6 protein-coding genes are annotated in these 15,531 nt (G+C 41.5%); 1 reads left to right on the forward strand and 5 read right to left on the reverse strand.

Annotation, left to right across the window (positions count from 1 at the left end):
* Window positions 1-5 precede the first annotated feature (5 nt).
* From ZOBGAL_RS10860 to ZOBGAL_RS10885, 5 genes are all read right to left on the reverse strand, one after another.
* Complete coding sequence (locus tag ZOBGAL_RS10860) at window positions 6-1,718, reverse strand: RagB/SusD family nutrient uptake outer membrane protein (protein WP_013993652.1); 1,713 nt, start codon at window positions 1,716-1,718, stop codon at window positions 6-8.
* A 17-nt stretch (window positions 1,719-1,735) separates the two neighbouring features.
* Window positions 1,736-4,819, reverse strand: coding sequence for a SusC/RagA family TonB-linked outer membrane protein (locus tag ZOBGAL_RS10865; protein WP_013993653.1), 3,084 nt, complete (start codon window positions 4,817-4,819; stop codon window positions 1,736-1,738).
* A gap of 543 nt (window positions 4,820-5,362) precedes the next feature.
* Complete coding sequence (locus ZOBGAL_RS10875) at window positions 5,363-5,659, reverse strand: hypothetical protein (RefSeq protein ID WP_013993655.1); 297 nt, start codon at window positions 5,657-5,659, stop codon at window positions 5,363-5,365.
* A 540-nt stretch (window positions 5,660-6,199) separates the two neighbouring features.
* Window positions 6,200-7,015: a universal stress protein gene (locus ZOBGAL_RS10880; protein ID WP_013993657.1), complete on the reverse strand. Its 816-nt coding sequence runs from the start codon at window positions 7,013-7,015 to the stop codon at window positions 6,200-6,202.
* 393 nt (window positions 7,016-7,408) lie between these two features.
* Window positions 7,409-11,512, reverse strand: coding sequence for a hybrid sensor histidine kinase/response regulator transcription factor (locus ZOBGAL_RS10885; protein WP_013993658.1), 4,104 nt, complete (start codon window positions 11,510-11,512; stop codon window positions 7,409-7,411).
* Window positions 11,513-12,432: 920 nt separating this feature from the next.
* Between ZOBGAL_RS10885 and ZOBGAL_RS10890 the strand changes: the two genes are divergently transcribed.
* A complete protein-coding gene (locus ZOBGAL_RS10890) occupies window positions 12,433-15,531 on the forward strand; it encodes a SusC/RagA family TonB-linked outer membrane protein (RefSeq protein ID WP_013993660.1) in 3,099 nt (1,032 codons plus the stop codon).

Here is a 15,531-nt window from a genome sequence, read left to right on the forward strand (position 1 = left end):
TTTGTTTATAAACCATCGTTTGTTTGAAGCTCCGCGGCCGGAATGGGGAAATAGTCAAATTCGGCTGGATTATAGTTCTGTGAGCTGAACAGAAAATCTGGTCTTGTATGTTGTACAATGAACAATGGCGCTTGTTCTTCAATAGTTTCAAAGTTGTTTATTCTCCACTCTTCATCGGCCCTTAACTCATCATAGACCTCTTGAACAATGCCCCATCGTACCAAATCTTTGTATCGATGGCCTTCATAACATAATTCCAAAGGTCTTTCTACACGTTGTAGGTGGGTGAGAACGTTTTCCGCTGTTGGGGCGACATAGGGCTGGGTACCATGTACCTGTTTGCTAATATGTAGCTGGGGAAAGGTATTGCCATTGTCGGCAAGGTATTGTTTCAGGGTAATAACTCCTGCCCTTGCCCTGACCATATCGATATAATCGATGGCTTGGTCAACAGAACCTCCGGAATTCAATAGGGCCTCTGCGTACATTAAAAGCACATCTGCATAACGGATATGCCTAAAGTTGATTCCTGATCGGCTCAAACCGTCCTCGTTGGTCAAATGATACCAATTGGAATGTTTTTTTACATAACTACTTTGGCCATAGGCCCATCCTTTTGCCCCAGGTTCATCGCCGTAATAAAGACCGTCGGCATTACTTGGAACAATAGACCCATACATTCTTTGAGACTGTATAAAACCGTTGTTGACCGGATTGCTAGGGTCTATCTCGTCGCTAAGAAACAATTCGTGCATGTAATAGGTAGGCAATACCGTGTTATACGCACCGTAGTTCAATTGTCCCGTGGCCCGGGCCAATGAACTTGCTTCGGCACCCGATTCAAAACTGTTGTCGTCAACGGCATCCCCACCTGCACCGGGGTTTAAATCGGCACTGTAGGCTACTTCGAAAATAGACTCTGAATTAAACTCGGTATCATGTCTGAAGTTGTCATTTACATTGTCGGTAAGCTCATAAATATCAGAATCGATAACACTTTTGAACAGACCGGCGGCGGTAGACCACTCCTTACCATATAAATAGACCTTGCCCAATAAAGAAGTGGCAGTGCCCCAGGTTACCCTAGCCTTGTTAGCGGCGTCCCAAGTGCGGGGCAAATGCGCTTTTGCAAATTCAAGATCAGGAATTATGATGGAGTTCGTTATTTCCTCTATTGAAGAAAATTTTCCAGGTAGGTTGTCAACACCCTCGATCGCTTCCGTCCTTATAATTCCACCTCCGAAAGTGTGTGCCACTTCAAAGTAAAAGAAGGCCCTTAAGAACCTGGCTTGTGCCTCGATTACTTCTTTTTCCCCTTCGGAAAACAGACTGCCATCTGCATTCGCTATATTATTGATGACCTGATTGGCCCTGAATATACCGATGTAAAGTTGCGACCACTTGTCTTCTATTTGACTGGCCCCATCATTATAGGTTAAATTTCTGAAAGCAAAGGGGCCGTACCAAGATTCGGTGCCCGCTTCATCGCCCAACATCATCTCAAATTGCAAACCCCCACCACTGATAGCCTGAAATTGTGTTGCTCCATAGACCGTGGTCAATGCCGAATTGAACTGTGTCGGTGTTTCCCAGAAAATATCCGTTGTAATCGTGTTCGGATTAACCTCGTTCAACCATTCGTCTTCACTACAGCCTATAAGCAAGGTAGCCATGGAAAGAAGGGTCAACCCAATAAGTTTAAATGATTTCGTTTTCATCTTGTTTCAATTTTTTATTAGAATTTAACCTGTAAACCGAGTAGGAATCTCCTAGCTACCGGATAGTTGCCTATGTCTACGCCTCTGGTGCTTAGTCCGTTACCTCCAATTTCGGGGTCAAAACCTGTATAGTCGGTTATGGTAATAGGGTTCATGGCGGACAGGTACAATCTTAACTTGTTCAATCCGATGGATGAGGTAGTTTCAGAAGGAATGGTATACCCTAAAGTGATATTCCTTACCCGAAAATAAGTTCCGTCCTCCAGCCAATAATCTGATCTTGCCCGTACGTTATTGCCGTACGAATCTTGTCTGAATGTCGGTATATCCGAATTCGGATTTTGTGGAGACCACATGTTATATTGCTCCAGATGCCTTCCTTTTGTATAGGCCAGATATCTTGAACCGTTAAAGATCTCGGCTCCTCCCGAAAAGTAATTTTGAACGAAGAGGTCAAAACCTTTATAGGCAAGGTTAAAGTTGAGGCCTATCTCGAATTCGGGTTGGCCGGATCCTTTATAAACCCTATCGTTATCGTCAATTACATTGTCACCGTTCTGGTCTACATAGCGCATATCGCCCAGTTTGGCCCCGGAATAAATGGTTTTATAGGCATCCAGTTCCTCTTGGGTCTTGATCACACCATCGGTCTCTACCAAGAAAAAGGCACCGGCCTCGTAGCCCACGGCGTTGAAGGTGGTGTAGTCCACCCCCGTCCCTAATGTGACGGATGGTCGGGCGCCCCCGTATCCCCTTTCGATTCCGTTAAGGTTGGTGATTTCATTTTTGTTTGTCGTAAAGGTTGCCGAAACGTCCCAAACAAGCTCGTGGTCCAGCCCCCCTTTGTACGATGCCGCAAGTTCAATGCCCCTGTTGGTCATATCCCCTGCATTTACGAAAATGGGGTTGTACGTGCCTACGTCCCTTGGCTGACTTGTTCCTGCGGAAGGAGGTGTCGATAAAGGAAGAAGCATCTCTTTTCTTTCGTTTTCATAAACGTCTGCAGTGAAGGTAAACCGGTTATTGAACATCGAAAGGTCCAATCCAATATTTTTTGAAATCTTGGTTTCCCATTTCAGGTCGCTATTTGAAATTCTTCTTTGAACATAACCTGGTGTTAGGCTTTCGGCATCGTCAAACAGATAATTTACCCCTGTTTCTATTTGGGTAGCGGTAGAATATGCGGCAATACTTTGATTTCCGACTTCGGCCCAGCTACCCCTTAGTTTAAGGTTGCTTATTTTGTCGCTGTTCTTTAAAAAGTTTTCGTCAGAAATATTCCATCCTATAGAAACTCCCGGAAAAACACCGTACTTGTTTTCTTTGGAAAAATTGGAGGAGCCATCCCTTCGTATACTCGCCGAGAATAGGTATTTACCGTCATAGTTATATTGTAATCTTCCCATTAGACCACTTAAGGTATTGGTATAATCGTAACTGGTCGGGGTTATTCCATTTTGTCCGGCACCCAAGGAAGGGGTCTCATTACTTAAAAGACCTATCACCCCAACACCTACTTCTTTCGATTTGAATTTCTCATAAGAGAGAACCCCGGTAGCATTGAAGTTATGTTTTCCGAAATCGGTATTAAAGTTCAATATGTTCTCCATTGTATTTCGCTCGTTCCAAACATAATCTTCAGATAGTATGGCATCTTCCCTTGATGCCGTAGCGTTAAAGGAACCATCGAGATTGGTTACCAAATATTGGGGTTGAAGAAATTTTCTTTGGTAGTCCCAATTGTTTCTGCCCAAGTTGAGTTTGTAGGTCAGGCCATCTAGAATCTCATATTCCATGTTTATGGCAATATTGTTGCTCTTTACCTTTCTTTTATCGCTATTCTTCAATGTACTTGACAAATAGCTATAGGCGATGGCGTTTCTTACAGGAAGTACTACTTCGTTTTCCCCTGTTTGCGTCAGGCCGTTCAAAGGAGGTTGCCATGGTTGTTGCCAAACGGCATATTCATACAGTCCCCAAGGTTCTTGGGTAGTGTTTTCGTAGGTTAGGCCCAAGCTTCCGAAAAGCTTGAACTTTCCTTTGGTGAATTGTGTGTTCAACCTTGTGCTCAAACGGTTAAAACCAGAGTTGATCATTACACCATCTTGATCGTAGTAGTTGGCACTGAAATTCATGGAAAGGTCTTTCGTTCCTCCATTGACCCCTACCACGTAATTCTTAAGAAGGGCATTGTCGTTCTGTACGGCGCTGACATAGTCACTGTCGTATTTTAGCGCATCAGGATTGAAGAAGAAAATTAGCGGGTCGCTTCCTAGGGCCTCCAACATTATTTCTTCGTGATACATTTGTTGTGTAGTATTCATCAAAGGGATACCGGAGGTTATATTTTGGATCCCGGTATAGGTGCTAAAGTCTACTTCTACCTTTCCCTCTTTCCCTCTTTTTGTAGTAATCAAGATAACCCCGTTGGAAGCCCTTGTTCCATAAACGGCCGCAGAAGCACCGTCTTTTAGAACGTCTATGGATTGGATCTGTTCCGGGGCAATATTCGGGGTGCCCTCAAAGGGGATGCCGTCAACAACATACAAAGGCGTGTTGGATCCCAATAGTGAACCTAGCCCCCTGATTTGAATGTTTGCGGAAGCACCGGGCCTACCATCGCTCGCTTGGACGTTAACACCTGCTATCTGCCCTTGAATGGATTCCCCAAGGTCGGAAACCGGCGCCTTTTCGATAATATCGGATTTTAGTCCGACGACCGCTCCGGTCACTTCCTTTTTTCGTTGTGTACCATAACCTACTATGACCACCTCGTCCAATTGTTGGGTGTCCTCTTGCATCACAATCGATATGGGCGTTGAAGTAGAAGTAATGGTCTTTGATACCTTCTTAAAACCGATATAAGAGAAGTCGAGTACCTCTCCTTCACTTGCCTCGATTTCAAAATTTCCGTCAAAATCGGTGGCGGCACCCCTGGTCGTACCGTGTACCATAACGGTAACCCCTGGAATGGGAACCCCTGCGTCGTCCTTTACATTTCCGGTAACAGTTTCCTGAGCCAGTAAATTGCCATGCCCCAGGAAATTAAATAACAGCAAAATCACGACTAAATAATTTAGTTTACGTTTTTTTCTTTTCATAATGCTACGTTAAGTGGTTTAGAAAAATTATCAATAACTGATAAAACAAGAATAGTTATGGTTGATAATTGCGAATAAATGAATTATTGTAGCCAAAAATATGTATTTGATAAAAGGATTGATCAAATGTAAACTTGATAAAAACTAGACATCAATTTAACGATCGGAGGTTGATCAAAAAAAACATCAGTAGTTTTCTACCCAAAACCAGGGCCATAAAACCATTTGGTCTCATCTGAAACATGCGTTCACTAAGCTGTTCCCCATTTTAAATGATCGAGATAGGCCCAAACTATGTGAAGACATGTAAAAAAGAGGGATTCGGCGCGTTTGAGGAACATGGACCCGACATTATCACAATGCACAAAAAAAATGAGTTGTTCAGATTTTGTCTAGGCTTTTGGCAGCGCCCATTGAGCCAATTTACTAAGCTGAAATTAGGTTGGGTTCTCCGAATCGACAAACAGAGGTTTAGACAGCACCATTGACCAAAGAAGGGATCAAACAAAGACAATAGGCATATGTTTGTATGCCCTTGACATTTTAATACTGGCCATTAATTAGACCAATATAACTAGGTTGTTTATATTCGGCAAGACCCGATTGGCTCAGGTGCTTTTTTGGGAACAGTGTCTTGTGCCCCATATTTCCGAGCAAACGTCTTACCCATTTATGGTTGACCACATATTCTTTTCCTGCCAACATGTTCAGCAAGGAGAGCAGCCCTTCGGCAAGGAAGGTGGTCGCGTGCCTGTCTATCGGTCCCGTAATCTTCAGGGTTTTGGGAGACACCCCGGTCGGTAATAAAGGCTTGAACGGTTTACCTGTAAAATGGAACATTGGCTGCCAGCACTCATCCCTTTCGGCGTTTTCCTTATTAATTGCTTCCTTTCCATAACAGACCTGTTCTCTTGAAGCTTTTTTTTAATAGTCGTTCCCGACTTTCAACTGGCCAATTTGGCATAGGGTTTCTCGTTGTCGGTTTCTTTTCCCCTTTCTTGGGCACTATCCCCAAATGCCTTGGAACTGTTCTCCAAAAACTCTTTCTTCCATCTCGATATCATAACACCGCTGACATTGAACCTCTCGGTTCGGCCGGCGTGCAACGTATCTTAATGGCCTCAATGGAAACATTTGCCTTGAACCGGGGACTGAATTTTATGCGTTTTCCTTTCATGATCTTGGTTGAATTTAAACTTTCGTTTTTAACCAAGCCACTGGTACGGTTTTAAGGTAGTATTACAGTAAATTGTAATGGGGAGAACTCTTCGTAATCGCTAATAAACTCAATGGTAGCCAAAATTTTATACCATTCACGGCCATCTCGTATTTTCTGGAACCTTATTTTTGATCAGGCTGTCATCATAGTTCTAAAAACCTTTATGGGGCAATTTGGGGCAAAACCAACAGCGGTACCCGGGTTTGAAAGCATGTGTTGCGCAGTATAGGCTCCCGTAGTAGCTTTTGAAAGAAGCCGTGTTTTGTATTTAAAAGGGAGACCATACCGATATTGGGGTTTTCTTTTTCCAGAAAAAGTAGGGTTGAGGCGACCGAATTTTTCATTTCCAATTCTATAAAATTAGTATCGACCTCATTTAAAATGTGTTTTAGAACACTTTTATTGGCTTTCTGCTCGTCACTCAGTTCCTTTTCGGTATGAATATGTGCGATGGAAACCGTTGTATTCCAAAGTTTTGAAATGGCGATAAGTGGGGCTACTTCAGAGGGGGTAAAAGTATGTTTGTAATCACTTGCAAGGGTGATTGTATCCGGAAGGTCATAATCGTAATCTTCGGGTACGGCAATGACGGCACATGGATGGGCGAGGTATTTGAGGACATCTACCGTATTGCTTCCTAAGAAGACCTCGTGCAATGTAGAGTATCCCTTGCTTCCCATAAAAATATAATCTACCGCATTATCTATTGCCGTTCGGTTGATAAGATTCAAAACGGAATCGGTCTCGAATATGGTTTGGAAACGGTGCTTGGTATTGTTGTTTTTCCTTTCCGTATGTTGTGTCAAGCGTTCTAGGTTCTTTATTGCATCCAACCTTGTTCCAGGGGCCGATGGGACGTCGTGATAGGCGTGAAGCAGATAGAAGGTGCACTCTTCGTTTTCAAAAAGAAAAAGGGCATAATCTATTGCATTTTGGGCGTTAGCTGAAAAATCGGTGGGTAAGACTATTTTTAGCATAATGACTTTTTTATAGATTAAAATTATTCATGTACCGTTCAAAATACTATGATATGGATCAGGAAAGGGGGAACATATTGCACCGGCCTAGGAATGTTATAGAAAAGCCGACCGCCCGTTTACGGAAATAGGGGTCAAATTTAAAGGGCGTCATCGGTAGACCCAATGTGAATTATTAATATTCAACGGAAAGACCTGTTACGATCCAAGGCGGATATCAGGTTTTGGGATATAAGATATAGGGGAGGAGGAAAAGGAAACGTTTAATTATGCAGGGGACGTTCTGGTACTTATCTGAATTTTTGTTTTTTGCAATCCGAAACCCCAAAGATAAAGGGCGCAATGAAGTAAGAGCTTATGTTTTGGAGATAGCTAAGTGCATCGAAGGGTTCATTAAATCGCTTGCTTTGAATATTTTCCAGGTGTGACGCCATATTTTTCCTTAAAGAGTTTATTGAAATGGGAAGTGCTCTTAAATCCTGTTAGTTCACAGGTTTCCTGAACGGAGAGCTTTTCGTGAATCAATAGGTTGGCCGCCTTTTTAAGGCGATAATTCTTTAATAGTTCATAGGGGGTCTGGTCGGTTAAAACCTTTACTTTTTGATAAAAATGGGTGCGGTTCAGATAGAGCTTTTTGGCCAGACTGTTTAAATCTAGGTTTTGATTGTCTACATTTTCTTCGATTAAACTATACAGTTTATCAAGAAAGGCATTGTCGTTTCTACTGTTTTTGTTGTCTTTGGTCAATGGAATGCCTATTTGGTACCTTTCGCTTAAGCGCTTACGGTTGGTCAATAGGGCTTCGGTTGTGGTAATCAGCCTTTGTGGGTCAAAAGGTTTTTTTATGTAGGCATCGGCTCCATCTTTAATACCACGTATATGGTCTTTTATATTGGTCAACGCAGTTAAAAGAATTACCGGAATGTGACTGGTCTGCAAATTGGATTTAATGTTCACGCAAAGGTCTAGACCGTTCATTTCCGGCATCTGTATGTCGCTGATTATAATATCGGGCCACTGCTCTTTCAGGGCCTCTAAACACTCTTTTCCGTTTCTAAAACTCTTTACCCTAAAATATTGCGATAGCAATTCAGTTACATAGGTTCTCATTTCTAGATTGTCTTCCACGTAAAAAATTAAGGACTCGGAGAACTTTCCGCTTACTTTTACTTGAACGGGAGCATTTTCGTTTGCCTGGTCACGGTGGAAGGCAATTTCTTTTTCTTCAGGGAGTTTTATTTCTTTTAACGAGAGTTTATCTTTGGTGGATTGACTTTTTACAATAGGTAGTTTCATCGTGATTTTAGTGCCTTCGCCCAATTTGCTTTCCGCTTTAATGTATCCGTAGTGCATTTCTACGAGTCGTTTAGAAAAGGCCAGGCCTATACCAGATCCACTTAAGTGACTGTTTTGCTTTTTATGCGATTGGTAAAACCTTTCAAAAATATGATCTAAATCTACACTGTCAATACCAATGCCCGTGTCCGTAACCGATACGATAAGGTCTTTGTCTTGATCGGTAAATTCGACCGCAATCTTGTCATTGGTTTTAGTGTATTTGAATGCATTGTTGAGTAGGTTGTTTAAAATTTTCTCTAGTTTGTCACGATCAGCGACTACAATAAGTGATTCTTTACCGCCTATCACCTCTATGCTTTTTTTGTCGTTCATGGCCATAAACCTGAAGTCTGCTATAACCTCCTCCAGAAAGTCCTTAAAATCAAAGCGGGAATAAGTCATTTTTAAAAGATTGTCATCGGCCCGTTTGAAATCTTGTACTTGTTCTATAAGTTCATAGATTTTTTTTAGTTGGCGTTTTATTAGGTTCAGTTTATCGGTAAGTTCCGGGTTTCCGTTAAACCTTTCTATTAGTGCGTTGGTTGGTCCGGCTATTAAAGTTAAGGGGGTTTTTATCTCATGTGAAATATTCGAAAAGAAACGCAATTTGGCCTCGTTGGCGTCTTTTACATTGTTGATTTTAAGTTGTTCGATCTCTACCTTATGGTTTAAATCCTGAATCTTCATTAAGGTACGGTTTACGATGAAACCAACTATCAGAATAAGCAGAATATAGGTGGCATAGGCTAGATTTGTTTTCCAAAATGGAGGAATGATAGATATATTGATTTGTTTGGGTTTGGTCCATTCGTTTAGAGAATTGGAAACCATGGCCTGTAATTGATACTCCCCTGGGGGCAACCCACTATAGGAAATAGTTTTTTGATGTGATGGGACCCTGATCCACTCTTTGTTCAATGGAGACAGCCTATATTTTATACTATGGTTTGTTGGGTTGGCAAAGTGGAGGCTTGTGAGCTCCAAGGAAAAAACGTTTTCATTGTGTTTTAATACGAGGTTTTCGGTTTCGGACAGCCGTTTATCCAAAAGTACCCTTCCGTTTATCGAATCACCCGCCTTGATGGTTGTGTTGAGCAGTTTAAAGTTTCCAAAGTCAAATTTGGGCAAGGGTTCGCAGTTCGGTATTTCTTCGGGTTTAAAATAACAAATGCCGTTTAGGCCTGAGAAAGCCATGTAGCCATTTTTTAAATAGGCGCTGGAATACCAGAAATCTTCAAAAGGCAGCCCGTCGGATGAATGGAACTTTCTAATGGTGTTTTTTTTGGTATCAAGCTTATTCAGGCCAATGTTCGTCGCAATCCAAAGATTCTGGTCTTTATCGTGTAATATGCTTTTTACTACATTATTGGATAGGCCATGCTCTTCGGTAAAAGATATGAATTTTGTTCCCGTTTCACTTTCTGTCATTTTGCATATCCCCCCACCTTCGGTCCCGATCCATAGTTCGTTGTTAGGTAGACGTATTATCGAACTCACAAAGTTTACGGGTAGGGAAAAACTATTGGAAACATCGTTTTTGTATTGTTGTATCTGGGCATTTTTCAAGGAATCTTCGGAGTTTATCCTGAACAATCCTTTTTTATGTGTTCCGATCCAGATGTTGGTATCCAATGGGTCTGCGTATATGCATCGCACGTGTCCTATTTTGCTGTCCTTAAACAGGGCGTTTTCGTTCAGTTCCTCGATATTGATAACTTCGTTGGCCTTGTTCAAGGTTATTTTATATACCCCGGTCATACCTGCTAGCCATATGTTTCCTTGTTTGTCTTCGATATAGGAATTGATATGGATGTAAGTGGGTAAGGTTTTTTTATCGGTTTTTACGACTTGGTAGTTTTTACGGCCCGTGGGTATTCTGCACAAACCGATGTCTTTGATCTTTAACCATATGTTCTTTCGCGAATCGTTAAAGACGGTTCCCGAGTTTTGTCTTTCTTCTTTGGTGAAATTGAAATTTGTGTGTTCAAATTTTTGGGTTTCGGTGTTGAACAAGTGAATCCCTTCCAGTTCTGAACTAAGGTAGATTCTTTTCGGGTCTATTGCGGATATACTAGTAATGTTGTTATGTCCAAAACCAAGGGGGGCGCCTATAGTTGTATCGGTCTTTTTAAAAGGGGAGGTGTCTGATTTGAATTGGTATAGTCCCTTGTTGAAAGTGCCGAACCAACAATCCCCTAATGATGATTGATAAAAGCAACTGCTTTTTATATTTCCTGTTTCAAACTCAAAGTAAGAAGTCTCGTATGGGGCGCTGGCCTTAAGGTCTGATGCATTGTTTATCCGCATAAACCCATTATAGAGTAGTCCTAGCCAAACTTGATTGGTATTGTCGACCATACAACTGTTGAAAATTTTTTTAACGAAGGCTTTCTTGATGAGTTTAAAGCGAAAGGAGTCATTGTTTTGCTCAAATTCGACAAGGGCTATACCACCTTCATTAAGTGTTACTAGCAAGGTGTTTTTATCAATTTTTTCTATAGCGGTGCATGCGTAAATATGTTTACGTAAGATTCTTTTGAAAGTTCTGGTGTTTAAGTTGAATATGAAGAAACCTACAGAAGTGGTATATAAATAGTTGAAAGGGTCAAGCTTAGCTACATTGTAAATTATCGATGATTTTAATTTTTGAACGGGCAGCGGATAGGTCCCCACAAAACTATAATCGTCCTTGAACAATAAAATACCATAATTTTCGGTGGCACAAAGAACAAAACCGCTACTTGCCGAGAAGCTCCGTATTACAGGGCTGTCGCCATTTTTTTTAGAAAGGCCATCCATTGTGATTTCCTTAAATTCTTCTTTTGAAGTATTGTAGATGCTAAGACCTTCATCGGTACCGATCCAAATGTTTTTGTTTTTATCCTCAAATAATGTTCTTACCCGGTTATTGCTCAAAGGCTTCTGACTATTTGTGTTTTTAATGGTCTTGAATTCATAACCGTCATAAAGACTTAAGCCTTCGTAAGTGCCTATCCAAAGATATCCGTTTGAATCTTCCAATACGGATGTTATGCCATTATGGGCCAATCCGTTACTGGTGGTAAACTGTGTCGAGGGAATTGGGTTTTGGGCCATGACGGGAGCATTGTTCAGGAACAATACTAAATGAAGAAATATATAATTCATCAATAACTTCATATGTCACTGTGTTTAATTTGTTCAGAGGGGAGCGGATCGGCTCTCCATATGTAATTCTACTTTTGTTTTTCCAAAAAGCTCGGTCATTTTCGATGACATTCAAGTGGAGCACAACAATTTGCGACAAACCATAACCATAGCCGAATATAGATATATTATGGAATAAAATTAATTTCCTCTTCAACAAGAGAACCACGAAATGGTGTCAGCGAATTTTTTGAGCTGGTTGTTGAACTACATGTTTATTCGGCTTATAGAACTGTAATTCAATTTGTTATTGCATTGATTTACTGGTGAGCATTTTTAATTTACGGTGCAACATTTTGTTCTTCCTTTATATTTAAATATTTGATAACCAAGCATTGATTATGGAAAATGTCAAAATGTTTTTTAGAAAGTTAAGTGCTCTAAAAAATAGTTGTGTTTGCTTGTCAGTTGTGTGTCTCTAGTAATGAAAAAGGGTGAAGTTGTAAGGGGTTTCTACCGTCACAACCCACTTTGTTGACCTTATAGATTCATTTGCAATTGGTGTGCGAACAGGCTGCTGCCGACAGCTGGGCTTTGTTATTGATAAACCAATGGTTACTGTTGGTTTGATGTGTTTTGAGGATTCTTTTTTATCAATTCCAATGCTTTTTAAGACTGCACTATCGGATACCGGGAATTGAAATAAAAACATCAGGGAATTTTGAACTTATCCGGAGTACACGTTCCTGTGATGCCCAACTTGAAGTAGCGGTTGAAAGCGATTTGCGATAAATAGAATTTATGGGATTGTATAAGTGAACGAAAAGTAAGCGGCGGTTACCTTGAGCGAGGTATGGCTTTAATATAAAACCGAGTATTTAACCTTTGGCCGGTCGTCGATACTGTAAGACTTGTTATCGATGGTCGGCAACTAACTAACTAATTTTAAACCTATGAAATTAAAACAAAGAACAAGCTTTAAAAAGTGGCGGGGAGATGGTACTCTAGTGCTCTTTTTATTGTTTTTGTGTACCGGCATGGTCGTGCATGCCCAAGAGCCCAATACGGTTACGGGAACGGTTATAGATGCCGATGAGGGGGTGCCGATCCCAGGTGTGTCGGTCGTAAAAAAAGGAAGCGCCGTAGGGGTATCGACCGACTTTGACGGGAACTATTCGATAAAGGCTAAAACAGGCGATGTTTTGGAGTTTAGCTATATAGGAATGGAGGCACGCACCATTACCGTTTCGAGTCCGGTTGTAAATGTGAAAATGGAAACCGATGTTGAAAACCTTGATGAGGTTGTGGTAATCGGCTATGGTAGTGTTAAGAAAAAAGAATTGACAGGGGCCGTGGCAAGTGTAAAATCTGAAGATATAGAGAATATAGTTACCCAAGATTTGGGTACGGCGCTACAAGGGCAGGTTTCAGGGGTCAATGTGGTAAGTTCTGGGCAACCCGGGGCCGCATCTGAAATATTGATAAGGGGAATAACCAGTATTTCAGGATCAAATACCCCCTTGTACGTGGTTGATGGAATTCCACAAGAGGGAGACCCAAGAATAGCTCCCGGTGATATTGAATCCATAGATATCTTGAAAGATGCTTCATCTGCGGCTATTTACGGAACCAGGGGCGCGGCCGGTGTAATTTTGATCACAACGAAGCAAGGCAAACAGGGGGCCTTGTCCGTAAGGTTGAATGCATCCTATGGTTTCCAAAAAATTGCTTCCGGAATTGATTTGATGAATACCGAAGAACAAACCTATTTCGATTTGGTTACTGCTAGAAACGAAACCGGTAGTACCGATGATGTCACCGTATTGACCTTGGCCAGAAGCCCTATGGGATTTCAAAACAATACGGACGTAAGGGATATCATAATTAGGGATAATACTCCATTTAAGAATTATGCGGTCAACGTATCGGGCGGCGCCAACGATATAAAGTATAATGTGTCAACTAGCTTGTATGATATGGAAGGAATACTTATAAATTCAGATTTTAAGAGATTTAACACTAGGGTAAATACCACCTATAACCATGGTAAATGGGGAATCAATGCCAGTGTGGGGTTGAGTAGGGAAGATCAGTCTAGGGAACCAGGGGGTATCATCAACCAGGTCATTAGATACCTTCCTACGCAACAAGGTCTGGAAGCATTGGATCAAGATGAACCCTTGGTGGAAATCAGGTCTACGGAATCCAATAGGTTGGGATGGGTTTTGAATAGTCTGAACAGTACGGATGAAGAAAGGGTCATAAGAACCTTCGCGTCATTTAATATTAACTATCAAATTGTAGAAGGACTTAATATTTGGTCTAGGATCGGAATTAACGAAACTAACGGGTATCGAGATAAGTTTTTGGGCTATACACCGGTGTTTACAAAGGAAGGGGAGCTTTTGACCAATCCCGCCAATAGTTTTGCGCAAAGTAGTGCATTCCAAAGGTCCTCCAATGTGTGGGAGACGGTGCTGACCTTTAAGAAGGAACTGGCCGACGGTCATCACCTGACCATGACGGGCGGGTACACGCGGGAAGAATATGGTGGTAAGGATTTTAGTGCCAAAAAATACGGTGTATTGAACAATGATATTCGGGTTTTGGACAATGCTACCATAAACCCTGACGCACAATCGGGAAATTACTATACTTCCACCATTCTGGGAATTTTAGGAAGATTACAGTACAACTACAAAGGGAGGTACTTTATTAGCTCCAGTGTTCGTAGAGATGGTTCTTCAAAATTCGGAGAGAGTAAGCGCTGGGGGCTTTTTCCTTCAATAGCCGCCTCATGGAATGTATCGGATGAGGGCTTTTGGAAACCCTTAAAAGGCGTTGTCAATAATTTTAAACTTAGGGCCAATAAAGGGTCTTTAGGGAACAATAGGTTTGGGGATTATGCTTTTTCTGCAGCCATTGCAAACGGAATAGACTTTCCATTTGGTACGGGCGATGGTATATTGAATATCGGTTCGGCCCAATCGGAATTTGCCAATGCCCTAGTAAAATGGGAAACGAAAAAAGAAACCAATTTTGGAGCGGATATAGGGCTCTTTAAAAACAAGGTCACACTCTCTGCCGATATATATGATATCGAAAACGAAGATATGTTGTTCCCTGTTGTCTTGCCCGGTTCGGCTGGAGGAGGTGGCAATTCACAGATTGTGCTGAATGTGGGTAATATGACCAATAAAGGACTGGAACTGGCCCTGGCGTATCGAGGTAAAATTGGACACTTGAATTTTAATATGAACGGGACATTCACCACTAATGAAAACAAGATTACCCAAATAAATGGCGACAATGGTTTCTTGTTTACCAACGATTATGGTTTGGTTAGCGGGGCAAGACCGGAATCTCAGGTTACCGTATTGGCGGAGGGGTATGAGGCCGGCGCTTTTTTCTTACGAAGAACCAACGGTATTGCCGATACTCCCGAAAAATTGGAAGAATACCAAAAAATCGATCCAGCGGCAAAATTGGGAGACCTTATATATATTGATTCGAACGAAGATGGAACTATATCGGATGCAGATAGGGTATATAGTGGCAGTGGTTTGCCGGAGTATGAAATCGGATATAACTTTAATTTAGACTATAAAGGCTTTGATTTTTCCATGCAATGGTATGCCGCCTTGGGGCATGAAATCATGAATGGTTCTAAAGCTACGGCCTATGGCTATGGAAGACATAAAGACCTGATCTACGCTTGGTCCGACTCCAATACGTCGACCCCTATCCCAGCTTTTAGGGGAGATATAAAATCACATCCCAACTTTAGGGGGTATAACGATCTATGGCTGGAAGATGGAGATTATTTAAGGCTTAAGAACTTGACTTTGGGGTATAGTCTACCAAAAAAAATCGTACAAAAAATAGGCGTAAGCAAATTAAGGGTTTACACAACTGCCCAAAATTTATTGACTTTCACTGGGTATGAGGGCTACAACCCCGAAATAGGAGGCGGGATTAGTGCAAGAGGGTTGGATAAGGGGAACTACCCAATATCAACCCAATATTTATTTGGACTGGAATTTAATTTTTAA

The sequence above is a fragment of the Zobellia galactanivorans genome, from assembly GCF_000973105.1.
Taxonomy (GTDB): domain Bacteria; phylum Bacteroidota; class Bacteroidia; order Flavobacteriales; family Flavobacteriaceae; genus Zobellia; species Zobellia galactanivorans.

Coding starts and splice junctions, on each gene's coding strand:
- ZOBGAL_RS10865 (WP_013993653.1), bottom strand. CDS start 4,819: ATGAAAAGAAAAAAACGTAAACTAAATTATTTAGTCGTGATTTTGCTG.
- ZOBGAL_RS10875 (WP_013993655.1), bottom strand. CDS start 5,659: ATGTTCCATTTTACAGGTAAACCGTTCAAGCCTTTATTACCGACCGGG.
- ZOBGAL_RS10880 (WP_013993657.1), bottom strand. CDS start 7,015: ATGCTAAAAATAGTCTTACCCACCGATTTTTCAGCTAACGCCCAAAAT.
- ZOBGAL_RS10890 (WP_013993660.1), top strand. CDS start 12,433: ATGAAATTAAAACAAAGAACAAGCTTTAAAAAGTGGCGGGGAGATGGT.
- ZOBGAL_RS10860 (WP_013993652.1), bottom strand. CDS start 1,718: ATGAAAACGAAATCATTTAAACTTATTGGGTTGACCCTTCTTTCCATG.
- ZOBGAL_RS10885 (WP_013993658.1), bottom strand. CDS start 11,512: ATGAAGTTATTGATGAATTATATATTTCTTCATTTAGTATTGTTCCTG.